Genomic DNA, 20,653 nt, shown 5'->3' with positions numbered 1-20,653 from the left:
GATGTCTAGAAAATCTCGTGTAGATATAAGCCAGTTTGAGAACCAAAAGAAAAACCTTACCCCAATTCAATACCACGTTACACAAGAAAACGGAACAGAGCGTCCTTTTCAAAATGAATTCTATCAGAACAACCAAGCAGGAATCTATGTAGATGTAGTTTCTGGAGAACCGCTATTTAGTTCTTTAGATCAGTATGATGCAGGTTGTGGTTGGCCAAGTTTTACTAAGCCGATCCATTTGGAACAAGTTACGGAAAGAAAAGATACTTCACATGGCATGATTCGGACAGAAGTCCGTAGTAAAGAAGCCGATTCTCATCTTGGACATGTCTTCCCTGATGGTCCTCCTACTACAGGCCTAAGATATTGTATTAACTCTGCAGCATTACGATTTATTCCTGTATCTGAGTTGGAAAAAGAAGGATATGGTGAGTATTTATCATTGTTCTTACCAAATCAAAAAGACTAAACTAAATGTTGAATGATCAGAACAATTCCTCCTAAAGCCAACACATAATAAGCAAACCCACGGAGCGATCCATCTTGTAGGAGGCGGATCATCCATCGGATCGCAGCATACCCAGCTATAAACGAACTGAATGAGGCAAGCAAAATGCTACTCAATGGAATGGACTCTATTACTCCAGAGGAATAGAGTTCTTTTCCTTGAAATAAAACTGCGCCTGCAATGGCTGGGATAGATAAGAAAAAAGAAAAATAGGCTGCGGTGCTACTGGTAAATCCTCGAAAGATTGCTGCTGTGACGGTAAGACCAGAACGGGAGAGAGCTGGAAAAATTGCCGCTCCTTGAGCAAATCCTATAATCAAAGCATCTTTTAGATTCATATCTGATAACTCTCTTGTTCCCTTTGATCTCATCCGATCGGCTAAGAGAAGTAAGATCCCAGTGACTAAAAATTCCCAACCTATGGTAATTCCTGAGTCTGATAACTCTTCTAAAAGGTCTTTGAGTAGAAAAGCGAATAAAACAGCTGGGATGGTTCCCACAACTAATAGAGCGGATAACTTTGTAAAAGGTTGTTTAATTAACCGCATGATCTCTTGACGATAATAAAGCAACACTGCCAAAAGTGTCCCCAAATGAAGCATCGTATCCACTATTAGGCCTGATTCACGTAAGCCAAATAGCTGTCTACCTAGATAGAGATGACCGGTGCTACTAATTGGCAAAAATTCTGTCAGACCTTGTATGATTCCAAGACAGATTGATTCTAGCCAGTCCACGATCTCGTCCCCTTTTCAGAGCTTTTTATTTATTTCTATGCTTGTCTAACAAGATCATGAAGAATGATATGGCTATGCTAAAATGGGATGGAAATGAGTTTAGTCAGAAGATACTCATAAAAGTAGGAGGAGAAAACATGGATTTAGAAACATTAAAAGAAGAAGCGTATCAAAGAATACGACATCTTTTACCTAGAGATACATTTTTAAGTTTTGAGAAACCGAGGACGCGTCTCCTAATTGCGATGACTGGACATCGGAAAGGGATTGTGGACACAGCTTATCGTGTATTTGAGAGTATTGCAGCAGAAGGTCCTCAAGAAGATGAGAACGACCAATTTGCCTTTGTTAGAAGTTTGGCAGAACTTGCAGAGATGGATGCAGAAAAAGGAAATTTTGAACTGGCGGAAGAGAGGATGGAAAGAGCTCTTCATTACTATCCACCTCATATGACCTATATGATGAGTAAAATTCACTTAGAGATTTATTTAACATACTACCGATTTCAGGTGGGGAAAAAGGAGCTTGCTTTTCAAGAGATAGATCAAATAATACATAGAAAGAAAAGCGATTTTGCGAAGGAAAAATGGGTTGATGCACTAGAGACAGAAAGCCCAGCACTGGGTTATGCAATAGAGCAAAAATCGCTTTTCTATGCAATGGATGGCAATTGGAAGCAGGCTTATCTTACATATGAAGAGATGGAACACTACACTGATCAGATCAATCAAGTTAAGTGGACAGAAGCAAAAGAGCTTTTTGATGGAGAAAAATATCAAGACGCATATAATCTTCTAACTGAAGCTATCAGTTATCGACAATCTTAAAAAAAGCTACCCTTGTTTTTTCTGCTTGGGTAGCTTTTTCTTTTCAAATGTTAGCCGATTTGTTGCTCTTTTTCTTCAAAGGCCAAAACAAGTTCTGGAAGGGTCATTTCACCTTCGATATAAAGACCAATCAATTCCGCGAATACACTTACATTGTCTTGGGGAATATTTAAAGCGTTCATCACTTCTTGTACTGGATCGAAACGTTTGTCCAACAAATTGATGCTGCTAGATTGAAAAGTTTCTTCTAATTTCATTGTTTTGATGTAGACTTCGCGAACCATGTATAAAACTAGGCTTAACAACTGTTTCTTTTGAGAATCCAATGAAAAAACATTCCTTTCATATGTATATAAATTTATAAAGAATAAGTATTCCAACACTAGCTATTATAACAAAAGTAATTAGTTCGAACAGATAAAATAAAAAGATTTAAGGAGGGTAATAGAATGAAAGCAATAATCGTTCGAAAACCTGGGGGAAGGGAAAACTTAGAATTTGGTGTTGTACCAATGCCGAATCCAAAGGCAGAAGAGGTACGAATTCATGTGAAAGCCATTGGAATTAATCGAGCAGATATACTTCAACGAGAAGGGAACTATCCAGCAATACCAGGGACTAGTCCCCTTCTAGGACTAGAAGTATCAGGGGAAATTGTAGAAACAGGGGATCGGGTAACTGATTGGAAAGTAGGAGATCGAGTTTGTACATTATTACCTGGTGGTGGTTACGCAGAATATGCAGTGGCTCCTACAAACATGTTAATTTCCATTCCAGATGAGATGAATTACGAAGAGGCTGCTGCAATACCGGAAGTCTTTTTGACTGCATACCAGTCACTGTTTTGGATTGGAAGACTACAAGAAGGCGAGGGGGTCTGTATCCATGCTGGAGCAAGTGGTGTAGGTACTGCTGCGATTCAGCTTGCGAAAGCAAAAGGGGCCAAAGTGATTGTCACCGTCGGAAGTAAAGAGAAGCAACAGTTTTGTAAGGAACTAGGTGCTGAATTGGCTATTTTATACAAGGAACAAGATTTTGCTGAGGAAATTTTATCTTATACGAATTCACTTGGTGTTGATCTCATTTTGGATTTTGTAGGAGCAAATTATTGGGAACAGAATCTCCGTTGTCTTGCGATGGATGGTCGACTTGTCCTCATTTCATTCTTAAGTGGAGCCAAACTTGAAAAAACTTCTCTGGCACCACTTCTATCCAAACGACTACAAGTGACAGGGACCACACTCAAAACTCGAGATCTAGCCTATAAATCAGAGTTAGTACATGATCTACAATCATTTGTATCTGTTGGTCTAAAAGATGGTAGCATTCGCCCGATTATACATCAAGTGTATGATTGGACAGAGGTACAGAGGGCACATGAAGAGATGGAAGAGAATCGGAATATCGGAAAACTCATTTTGCGAGTTACAAACTGATAAGAGGAGCTAATGAGTTTGGTCCTTCTATATTTTTTATTATGATTTGAACTTTTTCCCTTCCTTCATCGTATATGAAGGTGACGGAAGGGAGAGAGGGGGAAATATGCAGGACCAAGAATGGATAAAACAGATTCAAATGGGTGATCATGCTGCGTTTGCACAGCTTTACCAACGATACGCACGTGATGTATATCAGTATATATATCTCTACATGAATCATCGACAAACTACCGAAGATCTTGTGCAAGAAACCTTTCTTCGTGCTTATAAAAATAGTTATCAGTATGATCTGAATAAGTCTGCTATTCGAACGTGGCTTCATCGAATCGCTGCTCATCTATGTATTGATAACATTCGAAAGAAGAAGCCAAATGAGGTAACGCTAGAGATCTATTATGAACCTAAATTAGCGGGAATTGCAGATAAAGTAGAAAATCAAATCTGGATTAAAAAGTTTTTAACACGTTTACCTGATTTAAACAGGTCTATATTGATTTTAGCTTATTATCAAGGGTTCAAAGGGAAGGAAATAGCAGAAATTGTGGGCATTCCAGTTGGAACAGTAAAATCAAAGCTTCACTACTCGCTGCAAAAATTAAAAACTTGGATGAATGAGGAGGGGGAATCTTATGTTTCATGAAAAGGATACAGATTTGCAAGATATGGATGAAATTCAAAAAATGTTACAAACATTCAAACGAGATGAACCGGAAATTACAGCTATATTAGATCAATTCCCACAAGAGATTCCATTCCCCGAATCTTTTTCTGTTCCTGATCTATCAGAAGAAAAGCCTTCTTGGCTTACCCGATTAGCTAGATGGGCAACGCAACCCAGTATCCCATGGATTGAATCCCTTCATATAAATCCGGTTTCATTATCTCTTTTCGTATTGCCGTCCATTTTAGGTAGTTTCATTATGTTGATTGTTTTATCCATGATCCATGTCTAGAAAGTAGTGATGAAATGTTAGAGATGTTCATACTAGCTATATATTTCAGTATTGGACCAATTGTTGGTTTAGTTGGAAGTTTACTTGGGCTGTCTGTGCAACGCCAAATCATGGAGGATGTTGGAGTAAAATCACTTCCATGGAATCAAACCCAACGAGATCTCCTGATTGCAAAACGTTGTAACTATATCTGGCGATGGAACAAAATCGATACGTATAATCTTGTTGTTTTTTTGATTGGAGCAGTTGGATTGGTGATCTCTGTGGTATTAGAAGGTTTGCAAATATCGGAGCCAAGACAGGTTCTTTTTTGGAATGACTTTCCGCTTGTTTTCCCGATTTTGCTACTGTCTCTTATCTTGGTCATTATAAGCTCGATCATGATCATAGTACGTTTATTGTACTTAATGCGTTTATATCGATTATTACAACTTGGAGAAGAGGTGGAAGAAGGTATGAATCAAACACCGATGAATCAAAATCCAAAACCAGGTTCCAATATCTATATCATTCTTACATCTGTTTTGGCGATGTTCTACGCATTTTCAAGTGTCTTTGTTATAAAAGCATTTGGACTACCCGTATTTGGAGTCATAACGGTTGTTTTTGTTGTTCTTACAGTATTTCTATCTATAAAAGGAGCATTAGAGCATAAGAAAAAGAAAGGTGAATAAATTTAATGGCCTCCTGCATGTTTTGATCTTATATAGCAGAGGATAGGAACAGATGATGTTAGGAGGGTTTACGATTGGACGGAAGTACAATTCAAGGTGCACTTCAGGAATATAAAAGAGGCCTAGGTCATTTAGCAGAAACATTACCCAGTGTAGTGAGTGGATATAATCAATTTACGGAAGCGTGTTTTTCGGAGGGAGAACTTCCTAAGAAAACAAAACATTTAATAGCACTTTCACTTGGGGTTTACGCCAATGATGAATATTGTATCATTTACCATACAAAAGGTGCTGTAGATCAAGGTGCATCGGACCATGAAGTATTGGAAGCAGCAGCTGTTACGAGTGCTTTTGCGGGTGGCCTTGCAATGTCCCAAGTTGTAACATTAGTACAAGATGCATTGTTGGAATTCCGTCAGCATCCAGTACAATAGCATACAAAAAACCGTTTTCGAATAAACAAATTCGGAAACGGTTTTTCTTTTAGTGAAACGAAAGAAAGGATATAATCTATCTTAGTGAGCACTCTCCATTGATAAAGTAATGTTACCTGTTACGATCTGCTTGGCTTTACTGTTAGTGAGTGAAAGAACCAGCGGATATTCTGTTGGTCTATTTTTTTGTGGGAGATGAGGACGTGGAAAAAAATGCAGAATTTTTGTTTTCCCAAGAAATTCGCCCTTATATCATCCCGAAAGAGCAAGTAGTAATAGCAGACCCGAATTGGAGTTTGGAGAGGGCATTAATTGTCCTCTCACGAAAATCTACCAACTCAGTACCAGTGATAAATGAAAAAGATGAAGTAGAAGGTCTCATCAGCAAAAGTAATATTTTGGACTTTATGTTTGAACGGCAAGGAGCCGTGCTGGAAGATCGCCGTAAGAAGTTTTCTAGCAATCAAGGACAAAGATGGGACATGGCCGAATTAAGTGAATTTCAAGTTCGGGATGCAATGGATTTACATCATGGAGGAATATTGGAAAACTCCATTTTTTCCTTTGCTTTTGAGGTGTTGGTTAATCGCTCGTATGTACCAATTATCGACTATCAATCACAATTCTTAGGAATTTTAACGAGAAAAGTGATGATGGAAAAGGTAATTGGACATTTTCGACAAGAGTTTTTTGAAAGTATAACGGAAGATTAGTTTGGGGTTGACCGCCGGAGAAGATCCTGGCGGTCAAGTCATTTTATAATAAATGATAACGCCTTGGTATAAAGAAGGAAAATTTTGAATTCATTCCGGTTCTGTAAAGGAAAAATGAATAAGAGGATAAATTAATTATTAATTATCTCATATGTAATGCTTTAATTAGGATAGTTTTGCCGAGGTTGAAAATCGGATAAGAGGTGGATATCAGAGCACTTGTGGATAAATTGACTAACTTCATCCCAAAATAACTCATCCCACTCACGCTTTAATTGATTTGCCATCATTTTTTGTTGTTCAAGCCAACTTTGTAACGTTACTTCGAGATAAGGAAGATGGAAATCTTCACGGTAACAATCAGCTAGTAAAGAGCTTATATCTGTGTAGACATTCTCATAAATGAGGTGTTCTATAATTTCGGGTAAGTGAGGAGCTATTTGCACCTGTTTACGATTTTTTTCCCAAATGCGGAGTAATCGTTTTTTGTTGAGGCTATTTTTATATTGATCCATTAAATACGAATAATCTTTTGTTCCATATGAATCACGTTTTTCATGAACTGGGACCCAAGTATTTTTATTTTCTCGAATGGAGAGTACTTTTCCACGTTTTAGATAAACGTCTCTCACATCAGATTCTCCAACTGAAGAAAGTGTTAGCTTTTTCAACAGAACCGCCTCCTATTGGAATCGACTGCACCTGCCTAATCTGTTGAATGAGATACAGGCAACTACTTGTCTCGAAAAATGGAGAATACATATTATTTTACACCATAACGATAAAGTTTTGCGAATTTTTTTGTGATTATTATCAGAAAAAATATCTTAATTTTAGCTAGATAGAGGATGAAGTATAGGTGTAATTGGATAAGGTAAGGTATAGTTTCATTATTTGTTAGTGCCTTACCTTATAGGGAACATTTTCTAAAGGAATATTGAAAAATAGAAAATCTACATAACTCTATCTTCTCTGCAAAAAAGGAAGGGTGAAATAACAATCTCTTTTTTCCATTTTATCTTAATTAAAGTGATACAACTGGAAAAAAGTTATCTATTTCATGTCAGAGAGGATTGGGTATATCTTTGGAGAAGTAAGAATCGAGTTTACCTTGAACCTAATTGGGTGTTACGTTAGAATAGAATGAGAATCAGATGATAATCACTTTAAATTAGTTGATTTATCGAAACTGAAAAAGTGGTTGTTCTCTGTTGTTTGGCCTTGTATCAGGGTTAACCTCGTTGGTCACCGTAATAGTGTGTTGTCGATTACGGTTGCGATACAGATCATAAGAAGTAGAGGATTTGGAGGAATGGGACATGTCTAGCCCTAAGTTATCAATTCAAGACTTAAAAGTGGAAATTGAAGGCAAAGAAATTTTGAAAGGCGTAAATTTGGAAGTAAAAGGTGGCGAAATCCATGCCATCATGGGACCAAACGGAACAGGTAAAAGTACGCTCGCATCTGCTTTGATGGGGCATCCTAAATATGAAGTTACTGGCGGTTCTGTCTTATTGGATGAAGAAGATGTGTTAGAGATGGAAGTGGATGAGCGTGCACGTGCTGGTCTATTCCTCGCAATGCAGTATCCAAGTGAAGTAAGTGGTGTTACCAACTCAGACTTCTTGCGTTCTGCGATCAATGCAAAACGTGGAGAAGGTAATGAAGTATCTCTAATGAAGTTTATTCGTGAAATGGATAAAAAGATGGATTTGTTAGAGATGGATCAAAGTTTTGCAACCCGTTATTTAAATGAAGGTTTCTCAGGTGGAGAGAAAAAACGCAATGAAATCCTTCAAATGATGATGTTGCAACCTCGTATTGCGATTTTGGATGAAATTGACTCTGGTCTGGACATTGATGCCTTAAAAGTAGTAGCACGTGGAGTTAATGAGATGAAAAATCCTGATATGGGCGTACTGATTATTACTCACTATCAACGCTTGTTAAATTATATCAAACCTGATTATGTACACGTATTCATGCAAGGACGGGTTGTGAAATCTGGAGGTCCAGAACTAGCCGAGCGTCTAGAAGCAGAAGGATATGATTGGGTAAAAGAAGAGCTTGGTATTGAAGACGAAACAGTCGAATCCAAGGCGTAAGGAGAGGGAGAAAAGGATGACGATGCAAACACAGATCGATCTAACCAAAGTAGCCGAGCTCTCTTCCCACTTACAAGAGCCGAACTGGCTGTTAGAACTTCGTCAAGCTGCACTCCAAAAGGCTGCGGAACTACCCCTTCCCCAGTTGGAGAAAACGAATCTAAATCGCTGGAATTTCTCGGATTTTTCTTTGCCTATTTTGGAAGAGAAAGCGGGAGAGCTACCTAGTTATGCAAAAGATTTTCTTTTTGTTGAAGACAAAGGTAGCCTCTTTGTCCAACACAATGGTTCGGTATATCAGCTAAAAGTGGATGATGAGAGTAGCCAAAAGGGCGTTATTTTTTGTGATATCGCAACTGCTGCAGTGAAGCATGAGGAACTTTTGAAAAAATATTTTATGACCCAGGCAACCAAAATGGAGGAGCATCGCCTTACAGCTCTTCATACAGCACTGTTTAGTGGTGGGCTATTTGTCTATGTTCCACGTAACGTAGAAGTAACACTTCCTATGCATGCACTCTTTGTTTTGGAGGGCAAAGGAATTGGTACGATGCCTCATGTTTTGGTAGTAGCTGAAGAAAACAGTCGCGTAGAAGTGATCACTAATTTTGTTGCCAATCCAGAAGCTCCTGCAGCACTACAAAATGCAGTGGTGGAAGTGATTGTCGGCGAGAATGCACAGGTACGAGTAGCAACTGTGAACGATCAAACATCTGAAACAGTGGATGCGATGTTCCGTCGTGCATTGGTAAAACGCGATGGTCGTATGGAATGGACGATTGCCGACCTTAGTGAAGGTCATATGATTTCTCATACGAAAGTGCAATTGCCTCAAACAGGTGGTTCGGTAGAAGTTAATTCGGTTGCACTTGGAACCAAAGAACTTCGTGCTAACTTCACTACGGAGATTGAGCATGTTGGTACACACACTGCTTCTAACATCAACACAAGATCCGTAATGAAAGATAAGGCTAACAGCATCTTAAACAGTATTACCAAGATTGAAAAAGGTGCAACCAAAGCAGATGGACAGCAATCGGGGAAAGTCTTGATGTTGAATCCGGCTGCACGTGGCGATGCTAACCCAATTCTTTTGATTGATGAGAATGATGTTACAGCAGGACACGCAGCCAGTGTAGGTAGAATTGACCCTATTCAACTCTTTTATCTGATGTCGCGTGGTATTTCCCAAGCAGAAGCAGAGCGTCTGGTTACACTTGGATTCCTTGATGCAGTAATTGCCAATATCCCATCTGAAGAACTTCGCAAGAGAATCTATCAACTGATGGAAAGGAAGTTGCTGTCATGAACCAGTGGAAAAAAGACTTCCCGATTTTGCATCAGGAAGTAAATGGACATCCACTTGTTTATCTAGATAGTTCAGCTACTTCTCAGAAACCAGAATCAGTGATACGTGTTATGGATGAGTATTACCGTAGTTACAACTCCAACGTTCATCGTGGGGTCCACACTCTTGGTAGTAAAGCAACAGACGCTTACGAACAGTCTCGTGAAAAAGTAGCACGTTTTATCAATGCCAAACATCAACATGAGATTATCTTCACTCGGGGAACGACGGCAGCGATCAACTTGGTAGCAACTAGTTACGCTATGGAAAACTTAACTGAAGGCGATGAAATTTGGTTAACCATTGCAGAGCATCACAGTAATTTTATTCCTTGGCAACAGGTAGCCAAAAAAACGGGTGCTGTCCTAAAGTTCTTTGAATTTGATGAAGAAGGTCGACTAGACATAGTCAAAGCAAAACAAGCAATTACTCCTAAAGCGAAACTTATTGCGATTCAACATGTCTCCAATGTATTGGGGACAGTAAATCCAATCAAAGAACTAGCTCAGTGGATTCATGCTGTTGATGGTGTGATAGTGGTAGATGGTGCGCAAAGTGTTCCTCATCTCCAAATAGATGTACAAGATTTAGATGTAGATTTTCTCTCTTTCTCTAGTCACAAAATGCTAGGTCCAACAGGGATCGGGGTACTCTATGGGAAAGAAAAGTATCTGAACCAGATGGAGCCAATTGAGTTTGGTGGCGAGATGATTGATCATGTGGGATTGTATGAATCTACTTGGAAAGAACTTCCTTGGAAATTTGAAGGTGGAACTCCTATTATTGCGGGAGCGGTTGGTTTGGGAGCAGCAATTGATTATCTAGAAGCAATTGGGATGGATACGATTGATCGGCATGATCGGAAATTGGCACAATACGCTTACGATCAGCTCTCGGAGATGGAAGGTATTCGTATATACGGTCCAAAGACAGATCGTACAGGAATGGTGACGTTTAATTTAGATGATGTTCATCCTCATGATGTTGCGACTGTTTTAGATTCGTATGGAATTGCAGTTCGGGCAGGTCATCATTGTTGCCAACCCTTAATGCGACATATCAAAGCAACTGCTACAGCTAGAGCAAGTTTTCATATTTACAACGATGAAGCAGATGTAGATCGTTTGGTACAAGGACTACAAAAAGCAAGGGAGTTTTTTGGGCATGTCTTTAGATGATCTTTACCGCCGTGTCATCATGGATCATTACCAAAGTCCACGAAATCGTGGTACCATCGAGAATGGCGCGGTATCGATTGACTTAAATAATCCTACTTGTGGCGATCGCATTACGTTACAAATGACCGTTGCAGATGGAAAGATTACCGAGGCAAAATTCTCCGGTGAAGGATGCTCAATCAGTCTTGCATCTGCATCGATGATGACAGAGGCAGTAAAAGGACTCGAGCTTCCAAAGGCGCTAGAGTTAGTTGATTTATTTTCTCGAATGATGCTAGGGGAAGAGGTAGATGTGGACCAATTCCCATTGGAAGATATAGAAGCTTTGACTGGTGTCGCCAAGTTTCCTGCTAGAATCAAGTGCGCTACACTCGCATGGAAAGCACTCGAAAAGGGTATTGAGGAACATCAAAAACAAAGCGAATGAGGAGGAATAAACGTGGCTCAGAATCTACCAGATATCTCTACTGAGTATCAATATGGATTTCGAGACAAAGACGTTTCCGTTTATCGTGCGAAACGTGGGCTCTCAAGAGAAGTAGTGGAAGAGATCTCCCGGATGAAAGGCGAACCAGACTGGATGTTAGAGTTTCGTCTTAAATCTTTGGAGCAATTTTATAAAATGCCAATGCCAAACTCCCTGAATAGTAAATGGTTCTCTCTATTACCAGGGAAGCTGGATGAATTAAATTTTGATGATATTACCTACTATGTAAAGCCTTCTGAACGACAAGGTAAGACATGGGAAGAGGTACCAGACGAGATCAAGCGTACGTTTGATAAGTTGGGTATTCCAGAAGCTGAACAAAAATTTCTTGCTGGGGTATCTGCTCAGTATGAATCTGAAGTTGTCTACCATAACATGCAAAAAGAATTGGAAGATCAAGGTGTGATTTTCTGCGATACGGATACAGCGCTTCGTGAGCATCCTGAGATTTTCCGTGAGTACTTTGGAACGGTAATACCACCAGCAGATAATAAATTTGCGGCTCTTAATAGTGCGGTATGGAGTGGTGGAAGCTTTATCTACGTCCCAAAAGGTGTAAAATGTGAAGTTCCACTACAAGCATACTTCCGTATTAACTCTGAGAATATGGGACAATTTGAACGGACACTTATTATCGCAGACGAAGGTAGCTTTGTTCACTATGTAGAAGGGTGTACCGCACCAGTTTATAGCACTAATTCCCTGCATAGTGCGGTGGTAGAGATTGTTGTTCGTGATAATGCTCGTGCACGTTATACCACGATTCAAAACTGGGCACCTAACATTTATAACCTTGTAACCAAACGTGCTGTCGCACACGCTGGTGCACACATGGAGTGGGTAGATGGAAACATCGGCTCCAAACTTACTATGAAATATCCTGCTGTTGTGATGACAGGAGAAGGTGCAAAAGCAGACGTGCTCTCTATCGCTGTTGCGGGTAAAGATCAGCACCAGGATGCTGGGGCAAAAGTTACTGCACTTGCTCCAAACTGTACTGCAACGGTTATTTCGAAGTCGATCAGTAAACAAGGTGGGAAAGTAACCTACCGTGGACTTACCAGCTTCGGACGTAATTCCCAAGGTTCCAAAGCCAATATTAAGTGTGATACGTTGATTTTGGATGATCAGTCTACTTCGGATACTATTCCGTATAACGAGATCAAAAATGATAATATTACCTTGGAGCATGAAGCGACTGTCTCCAAAGTGAGTGAAGACCAACTCTTCTATTTGATGAGTCGCGGTCTATCGGAAAATGAAGCGACTCAGATGATTATCATGGGCTTCATTGAACCGTTTACGAAAGAGCTTCCAATGGAATACGCAGTAGAGATGAACCGTCTGATTAAGTTCGAAATGGAAGGTTCTATTGGATAACTAACGATTAACCCTTGTATATCAAGGGTTTTTCTTATTTTTGGCAAGTTTTTATTATCTTGATGTGTAAGATGCGAATTTTGCAAGTTCATCCTGTTCGATTTTTGTAGTGATATGAGAATATGTTTCACTTGTTGTTTTGGTTTTTTTATGCCCCAATCTTTTCGATACATAAAGCAGGGATGCGCCTGATTCAAGCATCAAGACAGCGTGTGTGTCTGAAAGAGTGTAAGCCCCTTTATTCGACCCCTAAAGCCTTATGATAGTTCTCTGTATCGTTTCACGGATAATAGAAGGTGTGAGATAATACCCATTATAATTTTGAAAGATTATAACATTATCGTTTTTTCGAAATCTTGGATTTCCAAGAATCAGTTCATTTTGCTTTGTCTTGAATTTTTTTAGTTCGACAGGAGAGTATTTCAAAACTGTATTTTTCTTAAAAAGTGCTACATATCTTTTAAATTTAACAGTCTGTATTCTCCTGAACCCATATTGAAACATTCCCTATCCTTTTTCATTGGAACCCTTATAGTACCTACCCCGTTAGTGCAACAAGAAATAAGCTACCAACAAGTTCATTTGAATTTTATACAATGATTACGGTAATGAAAGGGGAACAGTGACAGGCGGCTTTTCTTCTTCAACTGACGGGCAGGTTGAAGATCTACCTGTGTAATATATTGAAGGAAAAAATCAGCTGTTTAATAGCAGCTGATTTTTTATTACATAAAACATACGATACTGCCCCTATTGATTATCTTTAAGATTTAAAGCGGTATGTGCATCCTGCAGTCTCACATTTAATTGCTCACCTAAATGATTAGGGTGATAATATCCATTGGCAGTCATAAAATCCGTTATCTTGGCATGTGTATCCACTGCATCTCTTAATTGCTCGCGAAGAGCTAATTTCAGTTCAGGTGTAGCTGTTTCCGTAATAGCAAATGCGAGATTTCTGACGGCAGATTTAGATGAAATCAGAAAATCCGAGGCGATTGCCCGTTCAGTTAATCCTCCCATTCCAGCCATATTTTGCAGGAGATTAGTCATTGTGAGTCTCCTCCCGGTTTGTAATAAAGGTCTGAAGTTGCTTCAAACCTTGACTTCCTGATTCTAAATCACCAGAAAGAATCGTTTTAAGATCTCCATCAGGAAGCAATTTGCTCATAGTTACAGCTTTTGTTAAACATACTGTTTTAAATGCAATTAACTCAAGTGTCTCCAGTGTTTCATGAAGTCCTAAATTTTTTGTCAAGAGTATCTCTCCAATCTTTAAAAACTTCTCTTATCTTGCTTCAAACAGGAGATTCACATTCCACCAAAAATATTCCAAAACTAGAAATGTTTTATTGAATAATATTCACAGATTAAAGAGATTTTAATTTGAGGAGGTGAAGTCATGAAGAAGAATAGCTTGGCTTATCATGAAACAATGGAAACACATGAGGTATTAAACCTGCAAACTGTAGGCTTATTGAAATCAAAGCTTATGCAGGGCCTTTGTTTCGATAATGATTTAAAAGCACTGATGGAAAAAAATGTTCAACAGTCAATTGCAGCGATAAATGAACTTAAAGAATTTTATAAAGGGGCAAGAACCAATTATATTGAATGAGGTGAAAAAAATGGAAATGGATTATTTAGATCCCCAAGGGGCTGAACATATGCCAGAAATGGCAGATTCGGGCATTGCATTGGAGTTTCTTCTTTCAGTTAAAACGGGCATTCATACATATGCCATTGCGTTAACTGAAACATCGAGCCTGGAGTTAAGAGAGGCATTATACAGGCAGATGGAACTATCTATTGATTTACACACCGAGATATCTGAATTGATGATAAGCAAGGGCTGGTTATATCCGAAAGATGTTGGCAAGCAAGTTGAATTGGATCTTAAATCTGCTGAAAATGCTTTAATGATTGCCGGGATGAACTTATTCCCAAATGATACGGATAGACTTGGAATGTTCGCAACGCCTAATAAATAAGGGAGGTTAGAAAAAAATGAAAGCTGTCACGTACCAAGGGAATAAAAATGTCCAGGTTAAAGAAGTAAAAGACCCAAAAATTAAAAATGGCGATGATATCATTGTAAAAATAACAACTTCTGCTATATGCGGATCCGATTTGCATTTGATTCATCAAATGATTCCCAATATGCCAACTGATTACGTAATAGGCCATGAACCGATGGGTGTAGTCGAAGAAGTAGGACCGGAAGTAACAAAATTGAAAAAAGGGGATCGGGTAATTATTCCCTTTAATGTAAGCTGCGGGCATTGCTGGTACTGTAACCATGACTTAACCAGCCAATGTGATAATTCAAACCCTCATGGTGAAATGGGTGGTTTCTTTGGATATTCAGAAACTACCGGTGGATTTGCTGGCGGACAAGCTGAATATATGCGTGTTCCATATGGAAACTTTACTCCATTCAAAATACCGGAGAACTGCGAAGTAGAAGATGAAAAGTTAGTGTTACTTGCAGATGCAGCCTCAACAGCGTATTGGAGTGTAGATCACTCTGGTGTCAAAGCTGGTGATACTGTCATCGTTTTAGGATGTGGGCCAGTAGGTCTCCTTGCTCAAAAATTTGCCTGGTATAAAGGTGCTGAGCGAGTTATTGTTGTCGATTACATCAATTACCGGCTTGATCATGCGAAACGAACCAATAAAGTGGAGACTGTAAATTTTGAGGAACATGAAAACGTTGGCGAATATTTAAGAGAGATAACACAAGGCGGAGCAGATATCGTTATTGATTGTTCAGGTATGAGCGGCAAGATGACTCCTCTTGAATATCTTGCATCCGGAATGAAGCTTCATGGCGGTGCAATGGGCGGGCTTGTCATTGCGTCACAGGCTGTACGCAAAGCTGGGACCATCCAAATTACCGGTGTTTATGGGGGACGGTATAATGGTTTCCCGTTAGGAGACATTTTCCAAAGAAATGTTGACATTAAAACGGGTCAGGCCCCAGTTATTCCGTATATGCCTTTTCTTTACAATCTTATATCTGAAGGAAAGGTTGATATTGGTGATGTAATTACACATGTACTTCCATTGGACCAGGCAAAGCATGGATACGAAGTTTTTGACACAAGGACCGATAATTGTATAAAAGTCATTCTAAAACCTTAAATTAAATAAATCTATAAGGGAATTTTGTGAAACATTGTACTTAAACTATAGGGTGCTTTACTTCAATAAGAACCGACGAAAGACGGTTTTTTATTGAAGTAAAGCACCTATTTTTCATGGCTGCTGCCCCAGGTTGAAGACTTTTATTTGAATTGGAGATTGTATCACAACATACAGGGGCATCCATTCGACTGCTGTTTTATATAGTCTTGAGCTGAAATTTATGAGCAAATGAAAAAGAACCCACAGATTGTAGTCTGGGAGTTCTCAGTTAATCCCCTTTCCACCAAAAGCAAATTACTCTGCCGATAATTTCAGAAGAAACACCTCCTGAATCATATTAACGATTCGGAGGTGTTTCTTTTATGAGTAGATTTAAGGATTACTCCCCCACTAAATGTTAGTTTTGCATTATGAATGCGTTCCTCGGAAAGTTAAATACTGCGTCATCAAGTTTATCGCTACAGAGATGGCTTCTTCGTTAGGTTCAATACTTGGATGATGCAGTGAATAGGGAGTTTGCACCCCTAGCCAAAATAAAAATCCCGGAATTTCTTTCAGAAAATAACCAAAGTCTTCTCCTGTCATAGCAGGTGGGCATTCCAACACTTGTATTCTTGGGTTTGCTTCCTTTGTCCACTGAAGGAATTGTTCTGTTTCTTTATGATGGTTAAAGACTTGACAATAACTAGAGCCCCAGCTTACCGTTCCTTCTGCTCCAAAAGCAGTTGCTACTCCATGTACGATATCTTGAATACGTCTTTTTACCGTATCCATTGATGCGATAGAGAGAGAGCGAATAGTACCTTCTAGACGAGCAGAGTCGGCGATAATATTTTCTGCCGTTCCAACATGGAGTTTACCGAGTGATAAGACAGCAGACTCAATTGGGTCAACATTTCGAGAGATGATGGTTTGAAGCTGTGTTACCAAATGGGCAGCGGCTACAACCATATCGTTCGCCCGATGAGGATAAGCAGCATGACCACTAGTACCTTTTAAATCGATATTTACTTCACATGTATTGGCAAAGAGCACTCCTGAACGTAACGCAATCGTACCAACTGGATACTCTGGAGCAATATGAAGTGCATAGATCTCGTCAGGACGAACCATTGCAAATTCGTTGCTTGCTAACATTGGTTCTGCTCCACCAGGTCCTTCTTCTGCTGGTTGAAAGAGAAACACAAGATCATCTTGAATCGGATGGTGAACAAAATGATCTAGGATTCCAAGCGCAATGGTCATATGTAAATCATGACCACAAGCATGCATAAATCCAGGGTGCTTGGAAGCAAAATCATAAGAGGTACTCTCAGTCAGCGGTAAACCATCCATATCGGTACGGTATCCGATCGTTTTGGCAGGATCAGTTCCCTTTACTTTTACAAGTAATCCTGTTCGCCAAGTATTAACTTCCATGCGATTTGTAGGATATTGGGCAAGAAATTCTAATAAATAGGCCTGTGTTTTGTATTCCTTAAATCCGGGCTCTGGAATCTGGTGCAAATCCCTACGAATCTGAATCCAGTCGATGCTCTGTCTCATTGGCGCTCCTTCTTTTCTTGAATTAGCTCATCTAAGCTATCGCGGAATGCCTGTAAGAATTCATCTATTTCATAAGTAGTCAAGGTAAGGGGAGGAAGCAGACGAATTACAGTTCCTGCCGTTACATTAACGAGAATTCCACGATTTAGTAATTTTTGATGGAGGTTTTTTACTTCTTCAGCAGAGAGGTGGGTTCGAATCCCGATCATCATACCTCGTCCATCTAGATAGTCGATATGGTCAACATAACTATCTCGTAGCATCTCCAATTTCCCCCATAGTTCTCCTGCACGCAAACGGCCTTTTTCCAATTCTCCATCTAATAGTGTATCTATAACGGCATTTCCGAGTGCTGCACTTAAAGGAGAGGGAGCAAAGGTGGTTCCATGATCTCCTGGCTGGAATAGATCTGCATGGTCTGCTTTGGCTATGATTCCTCCTAAGGGTAATCCTCCGCCTACTCCTTTGGCAAACAAGATGACATCTGGTTCAATTGCAAAATGTTGATAAGCAAACATCTTTCCTGTTCGTCCAATACCTGTCTGAATCTCATCGATACACAGAAGCATTCCCTCAGACTGGCAAATTTCTTGAATACCTAACAAAAATTCTTCTGATAGTGTTTCAACACCACCAGCTCCTAAGATGGGTTCCACCAAAACCGCAGCTGGTCGATGTTTTTGACAAACCTCTTGTAGTTGAGATAAGGAGTTGCGATCCACTTCATAGATCGGAAGAGATAGCTCTGGAAAATCTTGATATACACCAGGCTGACGAGTAAGCCGTAGTGCTCCTAATGTCCGTCCATGAAAACCATTTCGTAGCACTACTAGCCCATTTCGTCCATTTTTCTGTCGTTTTCGCCATTTATGGATTAACTTGATGGCTGCTTCTGTCGCTTCTGCACCAGAGTTACAGAAAAATACTTTGCCAGTGCCAACGGAGTGTTCAACCAGTTTTTGTGCCAATTGAATGGAGGGTTGGTTTAAGAAGAGGTTGGAGATATGCAAAAATTTGTTTCCTTGTTGCTCCAATGCTTTCATCACTCTTGGATGAGAGTGACCGAGAACATTTACTGCAAGTCCAGTAAACAAATCCAGGTATTGTTTTCCGTCTGTATCATATAAGTAATTGCCAATTGCCTTTTCGATTGTGATAGGATAACGCTTTACGGTATGCATTACATATTGTTGATCTAGTTCTTGCCAGTTGTTCATACCATTGTCTCCTCTCCTAGGGGGTAGATGTGAAAGAACCGCCAACCAATTATTTTGGTCAGCGGTTTCGTTCTTTCTATCCAAAAATACAAGGGATTCGTTAAAAGAAGTTTCGCCTTATAGTTGACGTAGTTCTTCTTTTATCTCTGTTTTGGAGCGTGTTTGCTCGTCGATTTCTTTGATTACTCGCGCCGGGGTACCTGCGACCACTGTGTTAGGAGGCACATCTTGGATCACGACTGCACCAGCTGCGACAACGGAACCTTTTCCGACACGTACGCCTTCTAAGATAACTGCATTGGCACCGATCATAACATCATCCTCAATGATAACAGGTTGAGCAGAAGGTGGTTCAATTACGCCTGCGATGACGGCGCCAGCACCGATATGACAGTTTTTACCGATGGTTCCACGGCCACCAATTACTGCGTTCATATCAACCATCGTTCCTTCGCCAATTACTGCCCCAATGTTAATGACAGCACCCATCATTACTACCGCATTTTTGCCGATCTCTACTTGCTCCCGAATGAGAGCGCCAGGCTCGATCCGAGCAGGGATTTCTTTTAGATCAAGTAGCGGAATTGCAGAGTTTTGCCGATCATGTTCCACAACTAGATCCAAGATGCTATCTTTATTGGCTTCTAGTATAGGTTGAATCTCTTTCCAATCTCCAAACAGAGTTCCCACGTTTCCTTGAATAAATGTCTTTACTTCTTCTGGAAAGGTGAGCTTTTCAAGATCCCCTTTTATGTAAACTCGTACAGGAGTTTTTTTCTGACTCTTTTGGATAAACTCAATGATTTCTTGTGCATTCATCTGTTTCATCTAGACCAACCTTTCTCATCGTTTTTCACAGTATAACATAATCATTCTTTTATTTTGGCACGCTGGATTTTCTTTTCTGTTCTTCTTGGGATACCCGTTTTCTTAGTTCGTATCCTTTCCGCAAACAGTGGTGGAATGCTTCATCATTACAGTGTTCATAGCATTTTGCTAAGGAAAACCAAACTTCTAACTCGAGATCTAGTTTTTCGTATTTTTGAGCTAATTCTAGTGTTTGCTGCAATAGACGAATTGCTTCATCTGGTTTTTGACCGCATTCATGACAAAGATTCCCTAACATCAATAAGGTGCTAAGGTATTGATCTTTCACCAGATGTTTTTTTGATAGGGAAACAGCTTTTTCTAAGTATGTATAGGCAGGTTGCCATTTTTCTTGCTTTTGGTAGAGCTTGCTATATTCAATCAAAGTATAGATTGGATCATAGGAGACAGTGCTCGGATGCAAGTTTTGTCGCAGTGCCATCTGAAAAGATAGATCTGCTAGATCCCAGTTCTCTGTATGTGTATAAACTTTTCCGAGAAGGGTCCAGAGTCGGTTATGGATGAGTGGTAGACTCAGATGCTGGCTTTGTTCGACTGCATGACTTGCAATCTCGATCGATTGTTCCAAATACCCTAGTTGAAAGACGAACTCTGCTCGTAACCAAGAAATAGTAGTACGGATTTCACAATCGGTGGATTGAGCGAGAGTTTCCCAATGATCTAGTACAAATTGGTAACCCTCTAGTGTTTCTTTTAGTAGGTAGTGATATTCTGCCTTTTGACATAATAAACGTTCTTTCCAGGTTCCTTTTGTTTTCGCATCTTCTAGAACTCGTAAACCTTGATTCACTCGATCTATTGCATCGACTAATGAGTATTGGGCTTGATGGCACTTACTTAATTGATAATAGATTTGGGCTTCTAGTTCAGGATTTGGTTGGTTAGACTGTTGGGCATGTCGTAGGGCGTGATGTAGGTTTCGTTCCGCTTGTCTCCATTTATTCTTTTTTAGGTAGCAAAGGCCTCTAATATAATACGCAGTACCAATATAGGGATGAGATTCATCTAATGCCATACTCTCTAGCAAGACAAGGGATTCTTCTGCATTTCCACTTTCATAAAGAGAAGTCGAT

At 39.7% G+C, this 20,653-nt stretch carries 25 protein-coding genes; 16 read left to right on the top strand and 9 right to left on the bottom strand.

Features of this window, described 5'->3' with window-relative positions; all coding sequences use genetic code 11:
- Nucleotide 1 precedes the first annotated feature (1 nt).
- Nucleotides 2-469, top strand: coding sequence for a peptide-methionine (R)-S-oxide reductase MsrB (gene msrB, locus VJ09_RS08340; protein WP_044641063.1), 468 nt, complete (start codon nucleotides 2-4; stop codon nucleotides 467-469).
- Here msrB and VJ09_RS08335 read toward each other — a convergent pair.
- Complete coding sequence (locus tag VJ09_RS08335) at nucleotides 466-1,245, bottom strand: undecaprenyl-diphosphate phosphatase (RefSeq protein WP_044641062.1); 780 nt, start codon at nucleotides 1,243-1,245, stop codon at nucleotides 466-468. The two genes, msrB and VJ09_RS08335, sit on opposite strands and share 4 nt — an antisense overlap.
- Nucleotides 1,246-1,382: 137 nt before the next feature.
- On the opposite strand from VJ09_RS08335, the gene VJ09_RS08330 reads away from it, so the two are divergent.
- Nucleotides 1,383-2,072, top strand: coding sequence for a hypothetical protein (locus VJ09_RS08330; protein WP_044641061.1), 690 nt, complete (start codon nucleotides 1,383-1,385; stop codon nucleotides 2,070-2,072).
- Between the two features lie 50 nt (nucleotides 2,073-2,122).
- Here the strand turns inward: VJ09_RS08330 and VJ09_RS08325 are convergent, their stop codons facing one another.
- Nucleotides 2,123-2,398, bottom strand: coding sequence for a hypothetical protein (locus VJ09_RS08325; protein WP_044641060.1), 276 nt, complete (start codon nucleotides 2,396-2,398; stop codon nucleotides 2,123-2,125).
- A 123-nt stretch (nucleotides 2,399-2,521) separates the two neighbouring features.
- Here VJ09_RS08325 and VJ09_RS08320 point away from each other — a divergent pair, with 123 nt between their 5' ends.
- The 6 genes from VJ09_RS08320 (at nucleotide 2,522) to VJ09_RS08295 (ending at nucleotide 6,285) form a co-directional block, all read left to right on the top strand.
- Nucleotides 2,522-3,508, top strand: a complete 987-nt coding sequence (locus tag VJ09_RS08320) for an NAD(P)H-quinone oxidoreductase (protein ID WP_044641059.1) — start codon at nucleotides 2,522-2,524, stop codon at nucleotides 3,506-3,508.
- Nucleotides 3,509-3,614: 106 nt separating this feature from the next.
- Nucleotides 3,615-4,151 carry an RNA polymerase sigma factor gene (locus VJ09_RS08315; protein WP_044641058.1) on the top strand — a complete coding sequence of 179 codons (537 nt, stop codon included), beginning with the start codon at nucleotides 3,615-3,617 and terminating at the stop codon, nucleotides 4,149-4,151.
- Nucleotides 4,141-4,464 carry a hypothetical protein gene (locus VJ09_RS08310; protein ID WP_044641057.1) on the top strand — a complete coding sequence of 108 codons (324 nt, stop codon included), beginning with the start codon at nucleotides 4,141-4,143 and terminating at the stop codon, nucleotides 4,462-4,464. Before VJ09_RS08315 ends, VJ09_RS08310 begins: the two co-directional genes overlap by 11 nt.
- Before the next feature lie 14 nt (nucleotides 4,465-4,478).
- Complete coding sequence (locus VJ09_RS08305) at nucleotides 4,479-5,138, top strand: hypothetical protein (protein WP_044641056.1); 660 nt, start codon at nucleotides 4,479-4,481, stop codon at nucleotides 5,136-5,138.
- A gap of 74 nt (nucleotides 5,139-5,212) precedes the next feature.
- Nucleotides 5,213-5,572 (top strand): carboxymuconolactone decarboxylase family protein, encoded by a 360-nt coding sequence (locus tag VJ09_RS08300; protein WP_044641055.1) that lies wholly within the window; start codon nucleotides 5,213-5,215, stop codon nucleotides 5,570-5,572.
- Between the two features lie 203 nt (nucleotides 5,573-5,775).
- Nucleotides 5,776-6,285 carry a CBS domain-containing protein gene (locus tag VJ09_RS08295; RefSeq protein ID WP_044641054.1) on the top strand — a complete coding sequence of 170 codons (510 nt, stop codon included), beginning with the start codon at nucleotides 5,776-5,778 and terminating at the stop codon, nucleotides 6,283-6,285.
- Between the two features lie 161 nt (nucleotides 6,286-6,446).
- Here the strand turns inward: VJ09_RS08295 and VJ09_RS08290 are convergent, their stop codons facing one another.
- A complete protein-coding gene (locus VJ09_RS08290) occupies nucleotides 6,447-6,956 on the bottom strand; it encodes a hypothetical protein (protein WP_044641053.1) in 510 nt (169 codons plus the stop codon).
- Nucleotides 6,957-7,604: 648 nt separating this feature from the next.
- On the opposite strand from VJ09_RS08290, the gene sufC reads away from it, so the two are divergent.
- The 5 genes from sufC to sufB are packed head-to-tail and all read left to right on the top strand — an operon-like array spanning nucleotide 7,605 to nucleotide 12,783.
- Complete coding sequence (gene sufC / locus VJ09_RS08285) at nucleotides 7,605-8,390, top strand: Fe-S cluster assembly ATPase SufC (protein WP_044641052.1); 786 nt, start codon at nucleotides 7,605-7,607, stop codon at nucleotides 8,388-8,390.
- A 16-nt stretch (nucleotides 8,391-8,406) separates the two neighbouring features.
- Nucleotides 8,407-9,699 carry a Fe-S cluster assembly protein SufD gene (sufD, locus tag VJ09_RS08280; protein ID WP_044641051.1) on the top strand — a complete coding sequence of 431 codons (1,293 nt, stop codon included), beginning with the start codon at nucleotides 8,407-8,409 and terminating at the stop codon, nucleotides 9,697-9,699.
- The gene (locus VJ09_RS08275) at nucleotides 9,696-10,916 is read left to right on the top strand and encodes a cysteine desulfurase (protein ID WP_044641050.1); all 1,221 of its coding nucleotides are present in this window, start codon (nucleotides 9,696-9,698) and stop codon (nucleotides 10,914-10,916) included. The genes sufD and VJ09_RS08275 overlap by 4 nt, the downstream gene beginning before the upstream one ends.
- The gene (gene sufU / locus VJ09_RS08270; RefSeq protein ID WP_044641049.1) at nucleotides 10,903-11,343 is read left to right on the top strand and encodes a Fe-S cluster assembly sulfur transfer protein SufU; all 441 of its coding nucleotides are present in this window, start codon (nucleotides 10,903-10,905) and stop codon (nucleotides 11,341-11,343) included. Before VJ09_RS08275 ends, sufU begins: the two co-directional genes overlap by 14 nt.
- A 12-nt stretch (nucleotides 11,344-11,355) precedes the next feature.
- A complete protein-coding gene (gene sufB, locus VJ09_RS08265) occupies nucleotides 11,356-12,783 on the top strand; it encodes a Fe-S cluster assembly protein SufB (RefSeq protein ID WP_044641048.1) in 1,428 nt (475 codons plus the stop codon).
- Between the two features lie 750 nt (nucleotides 12,784-13,533).
- Here sufB and VJ09_RS08255 read toward each other — a convergent pair.
- Together VJ09_RS08255 and VJ09_RS08250 are read right to left on the bottom strand one after the other, a co-directional pair.
- Nucleotides 13,534-13,836, bottom strand: a complete 303-nt coding sequence (locus tag VJ09_RS08255; RefSeq protein WP_044641046.1) for a spore coat protein — start codon at nucleotides 13,834-13,836, stop codon at nucleotides 13,534-13,536.
- Complete coding sequence (locus tag VJ09_RS08250; RefSeq protein WP_044641045.1) at nucleotides 13,829-14,041, bottom strand: hypothetical protein; 213 nt, start codon at nucleotides 14,039-14,041, stop codon at nucleotides 13,829-13,831. The genes VJ09_RS08255 and VJ09_RS08250 overlap by 8 nt, the downstream gene beginning before the upstream one ends.
- Before the next feature lie 144 nt (nucleotides 14,042-14,185).
- Between VJ09_RS08250 and VJ09_RS08245 the strand changes: the two genes are divergently transcribed.
- The 3 genes from VJ09_RS08245 to VJ09_RS08235 are packed head-to-tail and all read left to right on the top strand — an operon-like array spanning nucleotide 14,186 to nucleotide 15,927.
- Nucleotides 14,186-14,401 carry a hypothetical protein gene (locus tag VJ09_RS08245; RefSeq protein WP_044641044.1) on the top strand — a complete coding sequence of 72 codons (216 nt, stop codon included), beginning with the start codon at nucleotides 14,186-14,188 and terminating at the stop codon, nucleotides 14,399-14,401.
- Nucleotides 14,402-14,411: 10 nt separating this feature from the next.
- On the top strand, nucleotides 14,412-14,774 hold the full coding sequence (locus VJ09_RS08240) for a spore coat protein (protein ID WP_044641043.1): 363 nt from the start codon (nucleotides 14,412-14,414) through the stop codon (nucleotides 14,772-14,774).
- A gap of 16 nt (nucleotides 14,775-14,790) precedes the next feature.
- Entirely contained in the window at nucleotides 14,791-15,927 is a 1,137-nt protein-coding gene (locus VJ09_RS08235) for a zinc-dependent alcohol dehydrogenase (protein WP_044641042.1), read from the top strand.
- Nucleotides 15,928-16,338: 411 nt separating this feature from the next.
- On the opposite strand, the gene VJ09_RS08230 is transcribed toward VJ09_RS08235, so the two are convergent.
- From VJ09_RS08230 to VJ09_RS08215, 4 genes are all read right to left on the bottom strand, one after another.
- Complete coding sequence (locus VJ09_RS08230; RefSeq protein WP_044641041.1) at nucleotides 16,339-17,475, bottom strand: N-acetyldiaminopimelate deacetylase; 1,137 nt, start codon at nucleotides 17,473-17,475, stop codon at nucleotides 16,339-16,341.
- Nucleotides 17,472-18,692, bottom strand: a complete 1,221-nt coding sequence (locus VJ09_RS08225; RefSeq protein WP_044641040.1) for an aspartate aminotransferase family protein — start codon at nucleotides 18,690-18,692, stop codon at nucleotides 17,472-17,474. Before VJ09_RS08225 ends, VJ09_RS08230 begins: the two co-directional genes overlap by 4 nt.
- Nucleotides 18,693-18,809: 117 nt before the next feature.
- A complete protein-coding gene (gene dapD / locus VJ09_RS08220; RefSeq protein ID WP_044641039.1) occupies nucleotides 18,810-19,520 on the bottom strand; it encodes a 2,3,4,5-tetrahydropyridine-2,6-dicarboxylate N-acetyltransferase in 711 nt (236 codons plus the stop codon).
- 49 nt (nucleotides 19,521-19,569) lie between these two features.
- Nucleotides 19,570-20,607: a tetratricopeptide repeat protein gene (locus VJ09_RS08215; protein ID WP_044641038.1), complete on the bottom strand. Its 1,038-nt coding sequence runs from the start codon at nucleotides 20,605-20,607 to the stop codon at nucleotides 19,570-19,572.
- Between the last annotated feature and the right edge of the window lie 46 nt (nucleotides 20,608-20,653).

This window comes from Risungbinella massiliensis (assembly GCF_000942395.1).
Taxonomy (GTDB): domain Bacteria; phylum Bacillota; class Bacilli; order Thermoactinomycetales; family Thermoactinomycetaceae; genus Risungbinella; species Risungbinella massiliensis.
This window is presented reverse-complemented; position numbering and strand designations above follow the sequence as displayed.

Excerpts from the sequence above, each read along its gene's own strand:
- VJ09_RS08310 (WP_044641057.1), top strand. The coding sequence starts at position 4,141 with ATGTTTCATGAAAAGGATACAGATTTGCAAGATATGGATGAAATTCAA.
- VJ09_RS08235 (WP_044641042.1), top strand. The coding sequence starts at position 14,791 with ATGAAAGCTGTCACGTACCAAGGGAATAAAAATGTCCAGGTTAAAGAA.
- VJ09_RS08230 (WP_044641041.1), bottom strand. The coding sequence starts at position 17,475 with ATGAGACAGAGCATCGACTGGATTCAGATTCGTAGGGATTTGCACCAG.
- VJ09_RS08330 (WP_044641061.1), top strand. The coding sequence starts at position 1,383 with ATGGATTTAGAAACATTAAAAGAAGAAGCGTATCAAAGAATACGACAT.
- sufD (WP_044641051.1), top strand. The coding sequence starts at position 8,407 with ATGACGATGCAAACACAGATCGATCTAACCAAAGTAGCCGAGCTCTCT.
- VJ09_RS08305 (WP_044641056.1), top strand. The coding sequence starts at position 4,479 with ATGTTAGAGATGTTCATACTAGCTATATATTTCAGTATTGGACCAATT.
- VJ09_RS08320 (WP_044641059.1), top strand. The coding sequence starts at position 2,522 with ATGAAAGCAATAATCGTTCGAAAACCTGGGGGAAGGGAAAACTTAGAA.
- VJ09_RS08225 (WP_044641040.1), bottom strand. The coding sequence starts at position 18,692 with ATGAACAACTGGCAAGAACTAGATCAACAATATGTAATGCATACCGTA.
- sufC (WP_044641052.1), top strand. The coding sequence starts at position 7,605 with ATGTCTAGCCCTAAGTTATCAATTCAAGACTTAAAAGTGGAAATTGAA.
- VJ09_RS08245 (WP_044641044.1), top strand. The coding sequence starts at position 14,186 with ATGAAGAAGAATAGCTTGGCTTATCATGAAACAATGGAAACACATGAG.
- sufU (WP_044641049.1), top strand. The coding sequence starts at position 10,903 with ATGTCTTTAGATGATCTTTACCGCCGTGTCATCATGGATCATTACCAA.
- VJ09_RS08240 (WP_044641043.1), top strand. The coding sequence starts at position 14,412 with ATGGAAATGGATTATTTAGATCCCCAAGGGGCTGAACATATGCCAGAA.
- msrB (WP_044641063.1), top strand. The coding sequence starts at position 2 with ATGTCTAGAAAATCTCGTGTAGATATAAGCCAGTTTGAGAACCAAAAG.
- VJ09_RS08255 (WP_044641046.1), bottom strand. The coding sequence starts at position 13,836 with ATGACTAATCTCCTGCAAAATATGGCTGGAATGGGAGGATTAACTGAA.
- dapD (WP_044641039.1), bottom strand. The coding sequence starts at position 19,520 with ATGAAACAGATGAATGCACAAGAAATCATTGAGTTTATCCAAAAGAGT.
- VJ09_RS08275 (WP_044641050.1), top strand. The coding sequence starts at position 9,696 with ATGAACCAGTGGAAAAAAGACTTCCCGATTTTGCATCAGGAAGTAAAT.
- VJ09_RS08315 (WP_044641058.1), top strand. The coding sequence starts at position 3,615 with ATGCAGGACCAAGAATGGATAAAACAGATTCAAATGGGTGATCATGCT.